This window comes from Enterobacter sp. QK-SA4 (assembly GCF_056856775.1).
Window position 1 is genome coordinate 4,448,724 of the sequence record NZ_JBXFXH010000007.1, and the last position, 17,586, is coordinate 4,466,309.

The 17,586-nt window shown below is 54.8% G+C and carries 15 protein-coding genes; 6 read left to right on the forward strand and 9 right to left on the reverse strand.

The features are described from left to right. The first annotated feature begins 6 nt into the window (after positions 1 to 6). Entirely contained in the window at positions 7 to 1,548 is a 1,542-nt protein-coding gene (locus tag AC1VYI_RS23055; protein WP_134866916.1) for a lipase family alpha/beta hydrolase, read from the forward strand. After that, entirely contained in the window at positions 1,545 to 2,672 is a 1,128-nt protein-coding gene (locus AC1VYI_RS23060) for a T6SS immunity protein Tli4 family protein (protein ID WP_134866917.1), read from the forward strand. The genes AC1VYI_RS23055 and AC1VYI_RS23060 overlap by 4 nt, the downstream gene beginning before the upstream one ends. An 85-nt stretch (positions 2,673 to 2,757) precedes the next feature. Here AC1VYI_RS23060 and malM read toward each other — a convergent pair whose 3' ends face one another. The 3 genes from malM to malK form a co-directional block, all read right to left on the reverse strand. Next, complete coding sequence (malM, locus tag AC1VYI_RS23065) at positions 2,758 to 3,711, reverse strand: maltose operon protein MalM (RefSeq protein WP_134866918.1); 954 nt, start codon at positions 3,709 to 3,711, stop codon at positions 2,758 to 2,760. 114 nt (positions 3,712 to 3,825) lie between these two features. Further along, complete coding sequence (locus AC1VYI_RS23070; protein ID WP_023310006.1) at positions 3,826 to 5,136, reverse strand: maltoporin; 1,311 nt, start codon at positions 5,134 to 5,136, stop codon at positions 3,826 to 3,828. 71 nt (positions 5,137 to 5,207) lie between these two features. Continuing rightward, entirely contained in the window at positions 5,208 to 6,317 is a 1,110-nt protein-coding gene (gene malK, locus AC1VYI_RS23075) for a maltose/maltodextrin ABC transporter ATP-binding protein MalK (protein WP_023310005.1), read from the reverse strand. Positions 6,318 to 6,687: 370 nt separating this feature from the next. On the opposite strand from malK, the gene malE reads away from it, so the two are divergent. From malE to malG, 3 genes are all read left to right on the forward strand, one after another. After that, complete coding sequence (malE, locus tag AC1VYI_RS23080) at positions 6,688 to 7,878, forward strand: maltose/maltodextrin ABC transporter substrate-binding protein MalE (protein ID WP_023310004.1); 1,191 nt, start codon at positions 6,688 to 6,690, stop codon at positions 7,876 to 7,878. Positions 7,879 to 8,003: 125 nt separating this feature from the next. Continuing rightward, positions 8,004 to 9,548, forward strand: a complete 1,545-nt coding sequence (gene malF, locus AC1VYI_RS23085) for a maltose ABC transporter permease MalF (protein ID WP_134866919.1) — start codon at positions 8,004 to 8,006, stop codon at positions 9,546 to 9,548. Between the two features lie 14 nt (positions 9,549 to 9,562). Continuing rightward, positions 9,563 to 10,453 carry a maltose ABC transporter permease MalG gene (gene malG / locus AC1VYI_RS23090; RefSeq protein ID WP_023310002.1) on the forward strand — a complete coding sequence of 297 codons (891 nt, stop codon included), beginning with the start codon at positions 9,563 to 9,565 and terminating at the stop codon, positions 10,451 to 10,453. A gap of 97 nt (positions 10,454 to 10,550) precedes the next feature. Here the strand turns inward: malG and psiE are convergent, their stop codons facing one another. Beyond that, complete coding sequence (gene psiE, locus AC1VYI_RS23095) at positions 10,551 to 10,961, reverse strand: phosphate-starvation-inducible protein PsiE (RefSeq protein ID WP_000202963.1); 411 nt, start codon at positions 10,959 to 10,961, stop codon at positions 10,551 to 10,553. A gap of 96 nt (positions 10,962 to 11,057) precedes the next feature. On the opposite strand from psiE, the gene AC1VYI_RS23100 reads away from it, so the two are divergent. Then, complete coding sequence (locus AC1VYI_RS23100) at positions 11,058 to 11,510, forward strand: acyltransferase (protein ID WP_045355214.1); 453 nt, start codon at positions 11,058 to 11,060, stop codon at positions 11,508 to 11,510. Positions 11,511 to 11,587: 77 nt separating this feature from the next. On the opposite strand, the gene AC1VYI_RS23105 is transcribed toward AC1VYI_RS23100, so the two are convergent. From AC1VYI_RS23105 to pgi, 5 genes are all read right to left on the reverse strand, one after another. Further along, entirely contained in the window at positions 11,588 to 13,684 is a 2,097-nt protein-coding gene (locus AC1VYI_RS23105) for a YjbH domain-containing protein (RefSeq protein ID WP_134866920.1), read from the reverse strand. Continuing rightward, on the reverse strand, positions 13,684 to 14,421 hold the full coding sequence (locus tag AC1VYI_RS23110) for a capsule biosynthesis GfcC family protein (RefSeq protein ID WP_134866921.1): 738 nt from the start codon (positions 14,419 to 14,421) through the stop codon (positions 13,684 to 13,686). Before AC1VYI_RS23110 ends, AC1VYI_RS23105 begins: the two co-directional genes overlap by 1 nt. Beyond that, a complete protein-coding gene (locus tag AC1VYI_RS23115; RefSeq protein WP_023309998.1) occupies positions 14,418 to 15,056 on the reverse strand; it encodes a YjbF family lipoprotein in 639 nt (212 codons plus the stop codon). The genes AC1VYI_RS23110 and AC1VYI_RS23115 overlap by 4 nt, the downstream gene beginning before the upstream one ends. Before the next feature lie 63 nt (positions 15,057 to 15,119). Then, positions 15,120 to 15,362 (reverse strand): exopolysaccharide production protein YjbE, encoded by a 243-nt coding sequence (gene yjbE, locus AC1VYI_RS23120; protein ID WP_008503423.1) that lies wholly within the window; start codon positions 15,360 to 15,362, stop codon positions 15,120 to 15,122. Positions 15,363 to 15,729: 367 nt separating this feature from the next. Continuing rightward, positions 15,730 to 17,379 (reverse strand): glucose-6-phosphate isomerase, encoded by a 1,650-nt coding sequence (gene pgi / locus AC1VYI_RS23125; RefSeq protein WP_134866922.1) that lies wholly within the window; start codon positions 17,377 to 17,379, stop codon positions 15,730 to 15,732. Between the last annotated feature and the right edge of the window lie 207 nt (positions 17,380 to 17,586).

Genomic DNA, 17,586 nt, shown 5'->3' on the forward strand with positions numbered 1-17,586 from the left:
TAATACATGGATGACAATAAAAATAGCCCCCCTAATCGGTCTTATCATCGTCCCATCTGGGATGACGATGGCACGTTTCATTATAAGGTTGTTGCGCAGCCAAAAGACAAAAACCACATCTCGGTTTGTCTCAAGCCCCCTTCAAAAGTGATCCCGGTGATTTTTATTCCTGGAGTGATGGGGTCAAACTTAAAGAGCGGGGATAAAAAAGTCTGGCAGTTCAGCTTTTCTTCGCTTAAAAAATGGCCACTTGCTGGCCCCCAAAAGAGAAAACAACTGCTTGATCCAAAGACCACCGTCGTCGATGACTCCGGGGAAATTTTAAATGACGGTGCGGATGGCAAAAAATTCCCGTCCCGTCGCGCCCGCGGATGGGGAAGTGCATTTTACATGAGCTACGGTGAGGCGCTTGACCGGCTGCAATATCTGCTCAGCGACGACGATATCCTGATGGATAATTATTTTCGGGAAATACAGTTGCAAACGGCACGGCAGCGTTTTATCGGCGTCAGAATCGGTGACGAGCCTCAGGAGCAGGTGCTGAGCGAAGAAGAAGTGGCTCACGGGCACAAGTTCTTATTCCCTCTGCACGTTTTTGGTTACAACTGGCTGCAATCGAATGCGGACTCTGCGGCGTTGCTGGGCGAATATGTCCGTAAGGTGCTGAGTACGTACCACGGACGCCTGGCAGTCAACAAGGTCATCCTGATCACCCATTCGATGGGCGGACTGGTCGCCCGCCATTACTCGGAAAATATGGGCGGGCAGGACTCAATCCTGGGTATCGTACACGGCGTCATGCCGGATCTCGGATCACCGGCAGCTTATCGCCGCATGAAGATCGGTGAGCGTGGCGTCACTGGAATGATTATCGGGGACAGTGCAGAAAAGCTGATGCCGGTGCTGGCACAGTCTCCCGGTCCGTTACAACTGCTGCCGGGCATGGCTTATGGTCCGGGATGGCTGAAAATCAACAGTAAGGAGACTCAACTTTCCCTCCCGGTGGCCGATCCGTATGAGGAAATTTATCTAAACAAAACAGCGTGGTGGCGGCTATGCGAGCAGGATTTCCTGCTGGATGATACTGGCAGAGAATGGGATGCTTTTGTTAAGCGGATGAAAGACTCCGTTTATAAATTCATCGAAAAACTGGATGGGCAGTACCATCCCCAGACGTGGTTATTTTACGGTGCCAGCGAGAGTAACCCTTCCGATGGGTTCCTGACATGGGAAGAGCGGATCCCTAAGAACGTTAAGGAAGCGCAGAGGTACAGGGGAAATGCAGGTAACCCTTTTGCATTGTCCCCGTTAAGGGCTCATCAACTGATTTCATCCGCAAGCCCCGGCGATGGGACCGTGCCGATCACCTCCGTCCGCACCTCCTCTTCCCGTATACAGGGCGTCCTGGCGACAGATGTCGATCATGAAGGTGCTTATGCTGTCGATCCTGTCGATCGCTCCCGCTCGGTATACAGCGATCTCTCCGACGCCCTGGTGTTCACGGTTCGCTCGGTGGTAAAGATTGTGCAGCAGGTTCCCGCCCCATGAAAAAAGACACATCCCCTCTGATTGTCACGCTGACGCTCCTGCTGTTGGCGGCAGGATATTACATCCATAACTATGTAACATTCGTGCATGCGCCCCCGGCGTTAACGGACAAGGAAAAACGTATGGTTAATACTCTTTTTGCCACCACCAAATCCCAGTGCGTGGGGCGCTATGTGTTTGAGGTTCCGGCCTCATTCGAAAACACCCTGACTGACCGGGTGCAGATTAATGAGATCCACATCAGCAGCAAGCGGCTCTACCGTCCGGCGTTTGAGCAGCGTATCCGGCTGCGGGAACAGAAACTGAAAAACAGCGCTACCGTTGACCCTGTAGATCAGCCTTTTCTCAAGCAGGTATACAGGCTGAGTGATAATGCGGTGATTTTTGACCGTAACAGAAATGAGAGTGTGGCGGGATTTGGACGCGTTCTGGAAGGTCATCTCTATGTTGACGGAGTGGCGTTTATCCTCACGCAGGAGATTACCGATTTGTCTGACCCAAAGTATCAAAAAGATAAACAGGATCTTTTAAAAGCCGGTGCCAGTGCCGGTTCTCTTAACACTAAACTCCAGAACCTGGCAGAATTACAGTACCTCATGTCCCGGCTGAGCGGACGGCATAACGAGGATATTCCTTCTGTGCCCGGCACCTGCATTCCGCAAGGGTTTATCCGCGACGGAAACGGCAAGCCTAAGGAAGATATTACCTTTGTTTACCCGTATAGTTCGGTATTTTCTTTTTCGGTCTGGAGCAATAACGCCCTTAAGGAAAGCACAACCATGCTGGAGCGCAGCGGTGAAATTCAATCGTATATCAATAGCATAGACGGAAGTACGCTGCGAAAAGGAGAAGCACGAATTGCCGGTTTTAATGCCAGTGAATGGCTAATCACCGCCCCGCCAGAAAAATCATCCTATAATCCGTCAAAACAACTCATGTTTACCGCCGTAGTCAATGAAACCAACGCTGATTTTGCACACCCCAGCCTTGATCTGACATTAAGCAATGAGATCTTGTCTGAAGGAAGTGATGTCTCATCCCCATCGGAATACAGCGACGCTGAACTGGTGGAAATCTGGGATCGCATCATTCGTTCTTTCCGCGTCAGGGATAATGCGTTCTGAACAGAATGCCTTTGATCAGCGGCAAAAAAAGTGCGCCCACTCAGGCGCACCAAACTACTAACAAATCAGCACTGTGGGGAAACGGTTACCCCTTGCCTTTTACACTGCTGATAAAGGTGGAACGGGCAGTGGTTGAACCTAAACGTTCGGCTTCATCAAGCAGTTTCAGCGCTTTATCGACATCGCCGCGCTTCACCGCCTGCTTAATGGCGTTGTTGAAGTACTCTTCGGTGTCGTTCAGTACCGGCTCGGCTTTCTTCACCGGGGCAGGTGCTGCGGTCGCTACCGGTGCGGCTGCCGTGGCAGCTGGCGCGGTATAAACAGGTGCAGCAGTGTTACCTACGGTGACGGGGCCGGTGCCGGAGGAGCCAAACAGCGGGCCGACCAGCACGCTGGACGCATTGTTAGTTGAGACTTTCAGTTTGAGCAGGCCGTCGGTGACGTGGCGCGCTAACGGATCCGGAATATCCGGAACAGAGTTACCCGTTCCTTTGGCGTAGGCTTTTGCCGGATCGATAAGCTTAGTGGTCTGCTGTAGATCTTTTTCAGTCGTGAAAACCAGAACATAAATCTTCTGCTGTCCCAACGCTGGCGTCAGGCGCATTTTTCCTTCCAGACGGTCGGCGCTCATGACGCCAGGCTCCTGGTAGCTAAAGTACTCGCTTGGGAAGAAGGCAGACGGCGTCAGATTCTGATCCAGAATCAGCACGTTCGGTGCAAATACGCTGGTTTGCTTGTTCACTTCGCTGGTCAGCGTCAGGGTTAGCTCACCAATGTTAGCCGGCACGCTGTAGGCGGCAACCGGCCCGGTGATACCCGGTACGTTCAGCTGCTGGCCGCCCGTAGAAAGCTGTGTCGACTGGGTTTTGGATTGATCAACTGGCGTCCACGTCAGCTGCTGGAGGGCCGCCGCCGGGATAGCCGGCGCAGCGCTGGTATTTTGTGGCACGAAATTCACGTCTGCCAGGGAGATGGCCGGAACACAGGCTAACAGCCCCGCAGAGAGGCACAGCGCGACGAGACTTTTCTTCATTTTCATTGTTATTACCTCTGATAGCGTGAGCACTGCGGTGGCCAGGCAATAGCGCGCAGCACCCTAAGGAGAGAGGGGCTTACGCCCCTCTTTTCAGGTCATTACGTCAGGTCTAACGAATTACCACCAGATTTCCATCTGGGCGCCGAAGGTCCATTCATCGTTGTCGCCACGGCTGAAGGTTTTCGCAGAGGTGTCACTGTAAGCCACACCAGAGGTGTAACCCGTGTCGCTGTTGTTTGCGTAACCCCATTTCTCATCCCACTTCGCGTAGGTTGCGAAGACACGGATAGCCGGACGAGACCAGATGCTGTCGCCTGCCTGCCATTGCTGTGCCAGGGTGATTTTGTACTGGCTGTTTTTCTCGTCAGTTCTCTGAGATTTGACGTTGTCGTAGCCCACTTCAAGCAGGGTGCTCATGATTGGCGTCCATTTGAACATCGGACGAACACCCACAGTCCACCACTCGGTACCGTTGTTGTTGTCACGATCGATGTTCTGGTACATACCGACGTACATCAGGTCCCAACGGTCTGCCAGGGTAATTGCACCGTGGTCCAGCACACGCCACATGGAGCCGTCGTTATCAACGCTGCCGCCCTGTGGAATACCTTTACCGTTAGAGGTCATGGAGTCTGTACCGTACTGCAGTACGAACTTGTTGAAGCCCTTCATCATGCTCTGGGTATGTTCAGCAGTGAACAACCAGCCATCTTTAGAAGCGCCTGGCTGCAGGTAGTAGTCGTCAGGAATGTTGGTGTGACCATAGTCAACGCCCAGTTCCAGCGTACCGCCCGGGTTAGTTTCCAGCCCCGCTAAACGCACGTCGAAGACGTCATTTGGTACAACGTTGTCATAAATACGGTCGCCGTTCGCATCACGATCGGCGAAGGTTGCAGAACCGCCTGATTCAGAAGAGCGGGTGGCTGCCAGAGAGAGTTTACCAAAGCCCAGATCGATGTTTTCAATACCGGCACCAGGACCTGAGATGTCCCAGTAGTAGAAGTCGATCATGTGAACGTCATGACGCTGATAGAAACGCTTACCGGCCCAGATGGTGGAGCCTGGCAGCCATTCAATCAGGTTTTTACCCTGCACGTTAGCTTCACGGAAGGCCGGGCTGGTGGATTCCCAGTCGTTCTGCTGAGAAACGGAATACGCTACGTTAGTGTCGAAATAGAAGCTCTTGTCGCCTTCTTTCCACACTTCCTGACCCAGTTTCAATTCCGCATAGGTTTCACATTCGTTACCGAGACGGTATTTACTTTGAGCACCCGTTGCCTGGAAACATTGTTGTTCACCGCCACTCCCGGTCCAGCCAATGCCGGAACGAGCATAACCTTTAAAGTCCACGGCGCCTGCCTGGGCAGACAGGATGCCTGCCGCAACGGCGATTGCCAGAGGGACTTGTTTGCGCAGAGTAATCATCATTCTATCTCCTGAGATCATTGCTTTTCTTTGAACACTTGACCTGTCGGTTTCGTGTCTTCTTTTGGGATTGCTTAAACGCCTGGCTCTTTGTGCAACCGACGACATGCAGTGCCATCCTCACGGAACAGATGGCAACGCTCTGGCGGCAAGCCGATAGCGAATGTGGCACCCTCTTCTACCAACACCACGTCGTTCTGGCGGTAGACCAGGTTCTGACGGATGGCGGGGATCTGGATATGAATCTGTGTTTCGTGACCAAGCTGTTCGACGACCTGAACGTCACCTTCCAGGGTCACATCAGCGATGTGGCTCGGCAGCAGGTGCTCAGGACGAATACCGAGGGACATGTTTGCCCCGACCTGTACGTTGGCGCTGTCGACCGGCAGCCAGACCTGCTGGCGGTTTGGCAGCTCCACCTGTACCTGTTCAATGGCTGTCGCGGTCACTTTGACGGGCAGGAAGTTCATCTTTGGCGAGCCAATAAAGCCCGCAACAAAGCGGTCTGCCGGGTAGTGATACAGCTCCAGCGGTTTACCCACCTGCGCCACGCGGCCGGCATCCAGCACCACGATTTTGTCGGCGAGGGTCATCGCTTCCACCTGATCGTGGGTGACGTAAATCATCGTGCGGCCAAGACGCTTGTGCAGACGGGAGATTTCAATACGCATCTGGACGCGCAGGGCGGCATCCAGGTTAGAGAGAGGTTCATCAAGCAGGAACACGCGCGGTTCGGCCACCAGGGTACGGCCAATCGCCACACGCTGACGCTGACCACCGGAAAGCGCTTTTGGTTTACGCTCCAGCAGGTGGGCCAGCTGTAACACTTCCGCCACCTGCGTCACGCGCTGGTTAATGACTTCTTTCTTCGCGCCGGCCAGCTTCAGGCCAAAGGACATATTTTCGGCAACGGAAAGGTGTGGATAGAGTGCATAAGACTGGAACACCATACCGACGCCACGTTCGGCAGGCGGGATGTCGTTCATTCGGGTATCACCAATCAGCAGGTCGCCGCTGGTAATCGTTTCAAGACCGGCAATCATACGCAGCAGAGTAGATTTACCACAGCCTGATGGGCCAACAAACACCACGAATTCGCCTTCGTTGATGTCCAGATTGATGTCTTTCGACACCACAACGTCACCCCAGGCTTTCGTTACATTACGCAGCTGTACGCTCGCCATGCCCTTCTCCCTTCGTTACAACCTGTCACCGACAGAAACATTCAAGATAAGTTCACTATGGGGTATCCATTACTTTCCCGAATCCTCCACCCCCCGCCTTTTTTATGGGGGAGGAGGCGGGAGGATGAGGGAGCAGGCTCTGCGACCGCCGCGGGCGGGCTGAGGCAAAATTCGTGAAGCCGCCTGCAAAATTCGGTGGGTTTTTATGTGCGCCAGCACTCATAACTTAAATTTATGCAACGGAGATCACACAAACGGGGGGTGGGGCGTAGGGGTTGGGAGGATGGAAAGAGGATGTCAAATAAGGAGACTGAGTCACGTTGAACCACCTTATGTATCCACGAGCACATCACCAAAAAGGATGGCAGATATGAATATCAAGACTGGCGCACGCGTTTTCGCATTGTCCGCCCTTGCAGCAATGATGGTTTCCGCCCCAGCGCTCGCCAAAATTGAAGAAGGCAAGCTGGTTATCTGGATTAACGGCGATAAGGGCTATAACGGCCTGGCCGAAGTGGGCAAAAAATTCGAAAAAGATACCGGCATCAAAGTTACCGTAGAACATCCGGACAAGCTGGAAGAGAAGTTCCCGCAGGTTGCAGCAACCGGCGACGGCCCGGACATCATCTTCTGGGCGCATGACCGTTTCGGGGGTTACGCGCAGTCTGGCCTGCTGGCAGAAGTGACGCCAGATAAAGCCTTCCAGGACAAGCTGTTCCCGTTCACCTGGGATGCCGTTCGCTATAACGGCAAGCTGATCGCTTACCCTATCGCGGTTGAAGCCCTGTCTCTGATTTACAACAAAGACCTGGTACCAAACCCACCGAAAACCTGGGAAGAGATCCCGAAACTGGATAAAGAGCTGAAGGCGAAAGGTAAATCCGCCCTGATGTTCAACCTGCAAGAGCCGTACTTCACCTGGCCGCTCATTGCTGCCGATGGCGGTTACGCGTTCAAGTTTGAAAATGGCAAATATGACGTGAAAGACGTGGGCGTGGACAACGCTGGCGCGAAAGCGGGTCTGACCTTCCTGGTGGATCTGATCAAGAACAAACACATGAACGCGGATACCGACTACTCCATCGCAGAAGCGGCGTTCAACAAAGGCGAAACCGCGATGACCATCAACGGTCCGTGGGCCTGGACCAACATCGACAAGAGCAAAGTCAACTACGGCGTAGCGCTGCTGCCAACCTTCAAAGGCAAGCCGTCTAAACCGTTCGTTGGCGTGCTGAGCGCGGGCATCAACGCCGCCAGCCCGAACAAAGAGCTGGCGAAAGAGTTCCTGGAAAACTACCTGCTGACCGATCAGGGTCTGGATGAAGTGAACAAGGACAAACCGCTGGGCGCCGTCGCGCTGAAATCCTTCCAGGATCAGCTGGCGAAAGACCCACGTATCGCGGCCACCATGGATAACGCCCAGAAAGGCGAAATCATGCCGAACATCCCACAGATGGCTGCGTTCTGGTACGCCACGCGTACCGCGGTCATCAACGCTGCAAGCGGTCGTCAGACTGTCGATGCCGCGCTGAAAGATGCTCAGGGTCGTATTACTAAGTAATGACGTAGTCCCCTCTCCCTTTGGGAGAGGGTTAGGGTGAGGGTTGGCGCTATCCGCACGCCCTCACCCCGGCCCTCTCCCCCAGGAGAGGGAGAAAAGATCAAACGTTGTAGAGGAAAAACCCCATGGATGTCATTAAAAAGAAACGCTGGTGGCAAAGCGACGCGCTGAAGTGGTCAGCGATAGGTCTGCTGTGTCTGCTGGTGGGTTACCTTGTTGTTTTAATGTACGTACAAGGGGAATATCTGTTTGCCATCATGACGCTGATTTTAAGCTCTGCTGGCCTGTATATTTTCGCTAATCGTAAAGCCTATGCCTGGCGCTATGTCTACCCGGGCGTGGCCGGGATGGGGCTGTTTGTCCTGTTCCCGCTGATTTGTACCATCGCCATTGCGTTTACCAACTACAGCAGCACCAACCAGCTTGCGCAGGAACGCGCGCAGCAGGTCCTGCTGGATCGCTCATATCAGGCAGGCAAGACCTTTAACTTCGGCCTGTATCCTGACGGTAACGAGTGGAAGTTAGCGCTTACTGACGAAGCAAGCAGGAAATACTATGTCTCCGACGCGTTCAAATTTGGCGGCGAGCAGAAGCTGGCCTTAAAAGAGGCACAGGCCCTGCCGGAAGGTGAACGAGCCAACCTGCGCGTCATTACCCAGAACCGTCAGGCGCTGACCCAGCTCACCGCCGTGCTGCCAGACGAAAGCAAGGTGACCATGAGCTCGCTGCGCCAGTTCTCCGGCACGCAGCCGCTGTATACCCTGGCGGACGACGGCACGCTGACCAACAACCAGAGCGGCGTGAAATATCGTCCGAATAACGACATTGGTTTCTATCAGTCCATTACTGCCGACGGTAAATGGGGTGATGACAAGCTCAGCCCTGGCTATACCGTCACCATCGGCTGGGACAACTTTACCCGTGTGTTTACCGACGAAGGCATTCAGAAGCCGTTCTTCGCCATCTTCGTCTGGACGGTGGTCTTCTCGGTGTTGACGGTGATCCTGACCGTGGCCGTGGGCATGGTGCTTGCCTGCCTGGTCCAGTGGGAATCCCTGAAAGGCAAAGCGATTTACCGCGTGCTGCTGATCCTGCCGTATGCCGTACCGTCGTTTATCTCGATTCTGATTTTCAAAGGGCTGTTTAACCAGAGCTTCGGTGAAATCAACATGATGCTGAGCGCCCTGTTCGGCATCAAACCAGCCTGGTTCAGCGACCCGACCACCGCTCGCTCGATGATTATCATCGTGAACACCTGGCTCGGTTATCCGTACATGATGATCCTGTGCATGGGCCTGCTGAAGGCTATCCCGGACGATCTGTACGAAGCCTCGGCGATGGACGGCGCGGGCCCGTTCCAGAACTTCTTTAAAATTACGCTGCCGCTGCTCATTAAGCCGCTGACGCCGCTGATGATTGCCAGCTTCGCCTTTAACTTTAACAACTTCGTGCTGATTCAGCTGTTGACCAACGGCGGCCCGGACCGCCTTGGCACCACGACGCCAGCAGGCTATACCGACCTGCTCGTGAGCTACACCTACCGTATCGCCTTCGAAGGCGGCGGCGGCCAGGACTTCGGTCTGGCGGCAGCGATTGCCACCCTGATCTTCCTGCTGGTAGGCGCTCTGGCGATTGTGAACCTGAAAGCCACACGTATGAAATTTGATTAAGGAGGGCATCAATCATGGCTATGGTACAACCCAAATCTCAGAAGTTGCGCCTCCTGGCGACGCACTTAGGCCTGCTGATTTTCATCGCGGCGATCATGTTCCCGCTGCTGATGGTTATCGCCATCTCCCTGCGTTCGGGTAACTTCGCGACGGGGAGCCTGATCCCGGACGAAATCTCCTGGGAGCACTGGAAGCTCGCGCTGGGCTTCAGCGTGGAACACGCGGATGGCCGCGTCACGCCGCCGCCGTTCCCGGTGCTGCTGTGGCTGTGGAACTCGGTGAAAATCGCAGGTATTACCGCCATTGGTATCGTGGCGCTTTCCACCACCTGCGCCTACGCCTTCGCCCGCATGCGTTTCCCGGGCAAAGCGACGCTGCTGAAAGGGATGCTGATTTTCCAGATGTTCCCGGCCGTGCTGTCGCTGGTGGCGTTGTATGCCTTGTTTGACCGTCTGGGCCAGTACGTACCCTTTATCGGCCTGAACACCCACGGCGGCGTGATCTTCGCCTATCTTGGCGGTATCGCACTGCATGTATGGACCATTAAAGGCTATTTCGAAACTATCGACGGCTCGCTGGAAGAAGCGGCCGCGCTGGATGGCGCAACCCCGTGGCAGGCGTTCCGCCTGGTGCTGCTGCCGCTGTCGGTGCCGATTCTGGCGGTAGTGTTTATCCTGTCGTTTATCGCTGCGATCACCGAAGTACCGGTTGCCTCACTGTTACTGCGTGATGTGAACAGCTACACCCTGGCCGTAGGTATGCAGCAATACCTCAACCCGCAAAACTACCTGTGGGGCGACTTTGCCGCGGCGGCCGTACTTTCCGCCATCCCGATTACCGTGGTGTTCCTGCTGGCGCAGCGCTGGCTGGTCAACGGCCTGACGGCGGGCGGTGTGAAAGGTTAAGTTTCATTTTGTTATGCCACTGCAACCCTCAACTTTAGACGTATTGTATTGACCCAACTTGTGACTGTTGTTAGGCGGCCTCCGGGCCGCCATTTTTTTATTCGCGTTTCAGCCGCTTCGAGTTGCACAGCCAGAGGGTGATCACCAGCAGCAGGATCGCCGCCGAGTAGATCAGCACGTCGAGCGGGGATTTATGATCGACGATGATCAGCCGCACTATCGCAGTGATCCCAATGTAAACAAAATAACGCAGTGGGAAATGAAATCCGGACTGAAAGTACTTCACAATCAGGGCGATAAATTCAAAGTAGAGAAAGTAGACCACCAGGCCTTCCACCAGCGCATATTTGCTGGTTTGTTCAGGGGCGAACAGTACATCCGCAAGATGCACCGTCTCTTTACCCAAAAAGACGACCAGTATCAGGCCAAGGCTCAACAGACCGAGGTTCAGCACGGTCTGGAGGATAGTTGAGATAAACTCAACGCGCGGGCGAGTCAGGGATGTCATACAGCACCTCATTCTCCAGGGCGAGGTTCCTGTATAACGCAAAAATGTGACGGGGATCTATATTTTTTAATTATGTTTTATGTAGGAAGAAAACCGATGGAGCGTAAACAAACCGGGGTTCGCAACGTGACCTGTGGCGACAATGTGATCGTATATGAGCCTGCTAACCTTTACGACTGTGTGCTGGGCAACGGCGTATTCGTCGGCCCGTTTGTTGAAATCCAGGGCAATACGCGCATCGGTGACGACTGCAAAATCCAGTCGCACACCTTCATCTGCGAGTATGTCACTATTGGTCAGCGTTGCTTTGTTGGCCATGGCGTGATGTTTGCCAACGATATGTTTCGGGAGGGGAAACCGAATGCCGACCGAGAGAGCTGGGGCCATATTACCGTGGGGAATGATGTTTCGATAGGCAGTGGAGCGACCATTCTGGCGGTATCCATCTGCGACGGTGCGGTGATTGGTGCAGGGAGCGTGGTAACAAAATCGATCGTCGAGAAAGGTGTCTATGCCGGGAACCCGGCGAGGCTACTGCGCCGCTTGTGATTCGCCCGGTGGCGCTGCGCTTACCGGGCCTACAAAATAGCAGGCCGGGCAAACGCGGTGCCGCCCGGCGTGAAGCATCAGCGGAAGTTAATGTTCTTATCGCTCGTCATATCATACAGCTGGAACTTACGTCCAAGCTGCTGACCCCCGTCACGCGTCAGCGGCGTCCAGCCAATCGCCGCGCGGCTGCGGGTTGGGCCTGACGAGAACAGATCCAGCGGAATCGACACGTAGACCCCTTTAGTGAAGTCCCCTTCCCCGTATTCGTCCGGCGAGACGTTGGTGATGGTGGCGTAGCCGCCCACCACGACGCCGCTGTCGAAGTGTTTAGAGATATCGAGCGTGCCGCCCTTATCGCCCGCCAGGTACTGACCGACGCTGGCTTTCACCAGCACGTCAGGTGCGAACGACGGCGTCCAGTAGGCGGTCAGATGGCCCGTTTTGACGCTGTAGTCGGTGAACTTCATCATGTCCTGCGCGCTGCGCCAGTCACGCTGCTTGACGTAGTTGGCATCCACCCCGAACGCCCAGTTGCTGTCGACAGGACGATAAAGCACTTCCGCCCCCGCGCCGCCGTACATGGTTTCCAGATACCCGCCGTACACCTGGCCGTAGAAGCCGTTGCCGAAGTACTGGAAGTAGTTGGCCTGCAGGTTGTTCACGTAAACATCGTTCTGCACATACTCACGCACGCGGGTGCGCACGCGCGGCAGCGTCGAGTCTTTTGGCGGGTTGGTGTAGTTGAATTTGTCGTAGTTGTTGGCGATGTTGCCGAACAGGCTGCCGGTGGTCAGCAGGTGGTCGGTGAGCCACAAATCCGCCGTCGCCATGACGCCCAGCTGATACATGTAGAAGTTTTCAGGCCCGCCCACGGACTGGTTCAGCACCGGATCGATATGGAAATCGAAGCGCGATTTGTCGATATACCAGCCCTGCTCGGTGGTTTCCGGCACGATCGGCTCTACGCGTTTTTGCACCAGCTCGGTCTCATGCCCGAGCGGCTCGCCTTCCAGATGGCGCTTGAGGCTGGCAACGTCCGTTTCGGTTGTGACCTGCGGCAGGTTGAGACGGTTTTCCGTCACGCGGATCGTTCGGATCCCCTCCGGCAGATCGTTCATCACGATCCGGTTGGCGCGTTCGATCCCTTCCCGTGAGTCGCGGTATTTTACCTGCTCGCCGGTGACGTAAAGCGTGTCGCCCTTGGTCTGAATCTTCGGATCCGCCAGGCCGGCATTGTATTTCAGCAGCGTCAGCTGGTTTGCCACCACGGAGTGCTGCAGAATCGCATCCTGCGGCTCCGGCCGGTATGCAGGGCGCGCGTTATCATTGTAGTGCGGCCGCATGTCGTTAAAGTTGGTGCGCAGCGTGAAGCCAAACATCACCGTATTGCCGCGCTCGTAGCTGAGGTTAACGTCGGCCCAGTCGGTGACGCGATAAATGGCGCCGACGTTAAACTTGCTCTTCTGCTCAATCTTCCCGGCGAAGTCCTGCGAGTAGTCATTCCCTTCATACTCCAGCTTCAGTCGTAATGGCTGCCAGGGCGTTTGATACTCTACGCCGCCAAACAGCGACGCCGGACCGTGGAACATCTGGTCTCCGTTAATGGAGCCCGCTTTCTTATAGCTGTTATCGCGATAGCAGTATTTGTCGCTGTAGGAGCAAAACGGGTTTTTCACGTTACCGCTGGTGCCGAGATAGCCCCATCCCAGGCCGAGCGAGAAGTCGAACGGTCCCCAGGCTTTGCTGGCCACGATGTATTCCGCATCAAACAGACCGGTACCACCGATATCTTTGGCGCCCACGGACACCTGCGGCATCCAGTAGCTCTCTTCCCACAGGCGCAGCTTGACGTCGAAGGCTTTATCTTTGTAGGTCTGATCGCCGGAGAACGCCTCTACGCTGCTGTACTGTTTCGTACGCACGTCGGTATAGCGCAGCGTGGTTTCAAGCCACGGGAACAGCTGTACCGAGGCGGAGTAGTAGCGATACTGGTCGTTATCACGGTAGTTAAGGCTAATTTCCCCTTCGCGCGCCATACGCGCGGTGGGCGTTTGCAATAAACCGACGCCGCCGAAGTCTGACTGAGACGGGCCAATGGGTGCCGGATACGTTTCTGCATGGCAGGCGGCACTCACGCAGAGCGCCAGCATGCTGTAGAGATAGGTTTTTTTCATTATTCCGGTATCCGCTGAATCAGGGAGTGAAGGATATCGGCGTTAAGCCCGTCATACGCCTTCGTCCAGAAATGGTCGGCAAAACCGACAAAAATGATGCTGCCTGGCATAGGTTCGATATGCCGTTTATTCCAGTAAGCGACGGGGGCTTTCTGCATGTGCCCGTCAGGGTAAACCACCCAGGCGTAGCTTTTATCGGCACCGCTCAGCAGGCTCTGCTCGTCGAGGTAGCTCGCCACGTCACGACCGGGCGTAAAGGGCTTTTTACCCGGGCTGCTGATTAGCCCCATTACGGTCACCGTCGTCGGCTTCTCCGGCAGCCAGAGCGTATACTCCCCTTCAAGCGTGGGATTACCCTTTTCCGTAACGCGCACTTCGTCGGGATCAAGGTTCACGTTCTGACGGCCCGTCACCTTCAGCGCCTGCAGCTGCTGGCGAACGCTATTAATCGCCGCCGCGTCGTCGCCATCTTCCTGTTCCGCTAACCCCGTCAGCCTGGCAAGGAGCACCTTGTGCTGTTGTTCCGCTTCAGCGGTCTTCTGACGTTCAGCGATCACTGCCCCCGGCCACCAGCTGTTGGCGAGCCTTGGCTGTCCGACGAGATCGAGCAGATGCTCAGCGTGGGTTAAGGTTTTGGGTTTTTCACTGTCCGGCGTGTAGACCTTCACAGTCCCTGCGGACCATGCCAGCGGCGCGGCAAGGCTGGCGATAAGCGCAACGTGGATGAGCGTTTTCATGATTTCGCCGCCTTGATCAGGGTGGTTTTCACCGGGAAGAATCCGGCACCGAGATACTGCAGGGACTGGCGGATCTGCCCTTCCTCGTCGATCCAGAAGCGGTTGTGCCAGGTGGCCTGGTCGGTGGTGACTTCTTCATCCAGCACGCGGACACGGGTTTCGTCGCTGCCGACTTTCACGCTGTCCGTGCCGTCCCAGCGGAAGGTCGAGCGTGCCGTGGCGTAACGCACCTGCTTATGTTCGGTCCAGCCCATCGTGCGCGTCCAGCTTGCGCCGTCGGCGATCTGGTTCGGCTTGATTAGCGGGTCGTCGGCGATATTATTCACCTCCAGCAGGTTATCGCCGCCCAACAGGGTTTTCACGATACGGCCATGCTGCGTCACGATGGTGGCCTGATCCTGCGTCACCCATTTCTGCTGCCCGTTTTCATCGAAAGCGAGCACCACAAACAGCTGCGGGCCATCGTTTAGCTGCATGTACTGACTGGCATAGGGCATGTTTTGAAGTTCGTCATCGGTCAGATGCACGCCCGGTGTACCGAACATGCTTTCCCACAGTGAGTTTCCCAGCCCTTTGGTGGTGGCCGAGCACGCCTGCAGCAGCAGGCAAATCAGAATGATTGCAGGTCGCTTCACGACTCTTCTCCGAAGGGGCGAAATAACCACACCGAAGTGTGGTTATGATTAAAACACCCGCTATTACTGGGTGCTGGTTGTCGTGGTGGTCGTGGTTCCGGTATTGGAGCCATCACCGCCACCGGTTGCCGCCAGCGCGACACCCACGGCTGAACTTACGGTGCTGGCGCTGGCTGCGGTAGAACTTCCCGCAGACGCAGACGTCGCAGCCGAACCTGCCGCTTCCCCGACCTGAACCGGAGCTGCATAGACAGATGTCGCCGCAAGCGCAGATATGGCAAAAATGCCATACAGTACTTTCTTCATAACAATTTCCCTTCAATGAATGAATGGAGATTTGCCCGAAAAGAATTTCAGGCGGAATCGAGTATACACAACTAGTGCCGTGGGTTTGCCGTAAGGGGAAATAGGGAGAGAGTTTTCGGACTAATGGTTAAAATGGAAATGAAAGACAAATAACATAAATATATAATTGTTATAAATCAATAATTTATAATATTACTATATTAATTAACCACTACGTATTTTCTTAAAATAAACCGCAGGAATTAACGGGTTAAGCGTCTTTTTCGGATTAAACTCAGATTCAGAATTTGAGTTAACTAACAGACATCAGGAATTATCCGATAAAAAAATGCCGGCATTAAGCCGGCACGTTTTCATGACGTTTTAATTACGCGCGCCATGCTTTATAACGGTTGATCAAACCATTTGTCGAGCTGTCATGGCTGGCAATCGCTTTATCGTCACCCAGCTCTGGCAGAATACGGTTTGCCAGCTGTTTGCCCAGCTCAACGCCCCACTGGTCAAAGGTGAAGATGTTCAGGATGGCGCCCTGCGTGAAGATTTTGTGCTCGTACAGGGCAATCAGCGCGCCCAGGCTGAACGGCGTGATTTCGCGCAGCAGGATGGAGTTGGTTGGGCGGTTGCCTTCGAACACTTTGAACGGCACAACGTGGTCCAGGGTTGCCGGATCTTTACCCAGGTCACGGTATTCCTGCTCAACCACTTCGCGGGATTTACCGAACGCCAGCGCTTCGGTCTGCGCAAAGAAGTTCGACAGCAGCTTCGGATGGTGGTCGGACAGCGGGTTATGGGTGATAGCCGGGGCGATGAAATCGCACGGTACCATTTTGGTGCCCTGGTGGATCAGCTGGTAGAAGGCATGCTGACCGTTGGTGCCCGGCTCGCCCCAGATGATTGGGCCAGTCTGGTAATCCACCGCGTTGCCGTTACGGTCAACGTATTTACCGTTGGATTCCATGTTGCCCTGCTGGAAGTAGGCTGCGAAGCGGTGCATGTACTGGTCGTAAGGCAGGATCGCTTCGGTTTCAGCGCCGAAGAAGTTGTTGTACCAGATACCGATCAGCGCCAGCAGCACCGGCAGGTTTTTCTCTGGTGCGGTAGTGGAGAAGTGTTTATCCATCGCGTGCGCGCCGGAGAGCAGCTCAACGAAGTTGTCGAAGCCCACGGACAGGATGATGGACAGACCGATCGCAGACCACAGGGAGTAGCGGCCGCCGACCCAGTCCCAGAACTCGAACATATTCGCGGTATCAATGCCGAACTCGCTGACCGCTTTACCGTTGGTAGACAGCGCCGCGAAGTGTTTCGCCACGTGCTTGTTGTCGCCCGCGGTTTTCAGGAACCAGTCGCGCGCGCTGTGGGCGTTGGTCATGGTTTCCTGAGTGGTGAAGGTTTTGGACGCAACCAGGAACAGGGTGGTTTCCGGGTTCACGTTCTTCAGCACTTCGGCGATGTGGGTGCCATCGACGTTAGACACAAAGTGCATATTGAGGTGGTTTTTATACGGGCGCAGCGCTTCGGTCACCATGAACGGGCCGAGGTCAGAACCGCCGATACCGATGTTCACCACGTCGGTGATCGCTTTGCCGGTGTAGCCTTTCCAGCTACCGGAGATGATCGCTTCGGAGAAGGCTTTCATCTTTTCCAGCACCGCGTTCACTTCCGGCATGACGTCTTTGCCGTCAACGATGATTGGGGTATTGCTACGGTTACGCAGGGCCACGTGCAGCACTGCACGGTCTTCGGTGCGGTTGATCTTCTCGCCGGAGAACATGGATTTGATGGCATCGGCAAGCTCAGTCTCTTTCGCCAGATCCTGCAGCTTTGCCAGCGTCTCTTCGGTAATGCGGTTTTTAGAGAAATCCACCAGCATCAGGTCGTCGAAGGTCGCGGAGAACTTGTTGAAACGATCGGCATCCTTCGCGAACAGATCCGCGATGGTGACGTCTTTCATTTCATCAAAATGTTTCTGGAGTGCCTGCCAGGCAGCGGTCTGCGTTGGGTTGATGTTTTTCATTAGCAATACTCTTCTGATTTGAGAATTGTGACTGCGGTCGATTGTAGCGCCTGCAAATAAAAATTGTGATGGTTTTTATGCCATTGCCTGGCCTGCATCAAACACAGGTGAAAAGACCCGAAAAGTATAGCTGCTGACGGAGCCTCCTGGGGCGGCGAAATGTCGGTCAAAAAGCCCTAAAACGGAGCATAAAATCTGGCGCTGTTA

Coding starts and splice junctions, on each gene's coding strand:
- AC1VYI_RS23055 (WP_134866916.1), top strand. CDS start 7: ATGGATGACAATAAAAATAGCCCCCCTAATCGGTCTTATCATCGTCCC.
- AC1VYI_RS23060 (WP_134866917.1), top strand. CDS start 1,545: ATGAAAAAAGACACATCCCCTCTGATTGTCACGCTGACGCTCCTGCTG.
- malM (WP_134866918.1), bottom strand. CDS start 3,711: ATGAAAATGAAGAAAAGTCTCGTCGCGCTGTGCCTCTCTGCGGGGCTG.
- AC1VYI_RS23070 (WP_023310006.1), bottom strand. CDS start 5,136: ATGATGATTACTCTGCGCAAACAAGTCCCTCTGGCAATCGCCGTTGCG.
- malK (WP_023310005.1), bottom strand. CDS start 6,317: ATGGCGAGCGTACAGCTGCGTAATGTAACGAAAGCCTGGGGTGACGTT.
- malE (WP_023310004.1), top strand. CDS start 6,688: ATGAATATCAAGACTGGCGCACGCGTTTTCGCATTGTCCGCCCTTGCA.
- malF (WP_134866919.1), top strand. CDS start 8,004: ATGGATGTCATTAAAAAGAAACGCTGGTGGCAAAGCGACGCGCTGAAG.
- malG (WP_023310002.1), top strand. CDS start 9,563: ATGGCTATGGTACAACCCAAATCTCAGAAGTTGCGCCTCCTGGCGACG.
- psiE (WP_000202963.1), bottom strand. CDS start 10,961: ATGACATCCCTGACTCGCCCGCGCGTTGAGTTTATCTCAACTATCCTC.
- AC1VYI_RS23100 (WP_045355214.1), top strand. CDS start 11,058: ATGGAGCGTAAACAAACCGGGGTTCGCAACGTGACCTGTGGCGACAAT.
- AC1VYI_RS23105 (WP_134866920.1), bottom strand. CDS start 13,684: ATGAAAAAAACCTATCTCTACAGCATGCTGGCGCTCTGCGTGAGTGCC.
- AC1VYI_RS23110 (WP_134866921.1), bottom strand. CDS start 14,421: ATGAAAACGCTCATCCACGTTGCGCTTATCGCCAGCCTTGCCGCGCCG.
- yjbE (WP_008503423.1), bottom strand. CDS start 15,362: ATGAAGAAAGTACTGTATGGCATTTTTGCCATATCTGCGCTTGCGGCG.
- pgi (WP_134866922.1), bottom strand. CDS start 17,379: ATGAAAAACATCAACCCAACGCAGACCGCTGCCTGGCAGGCACTCCAG.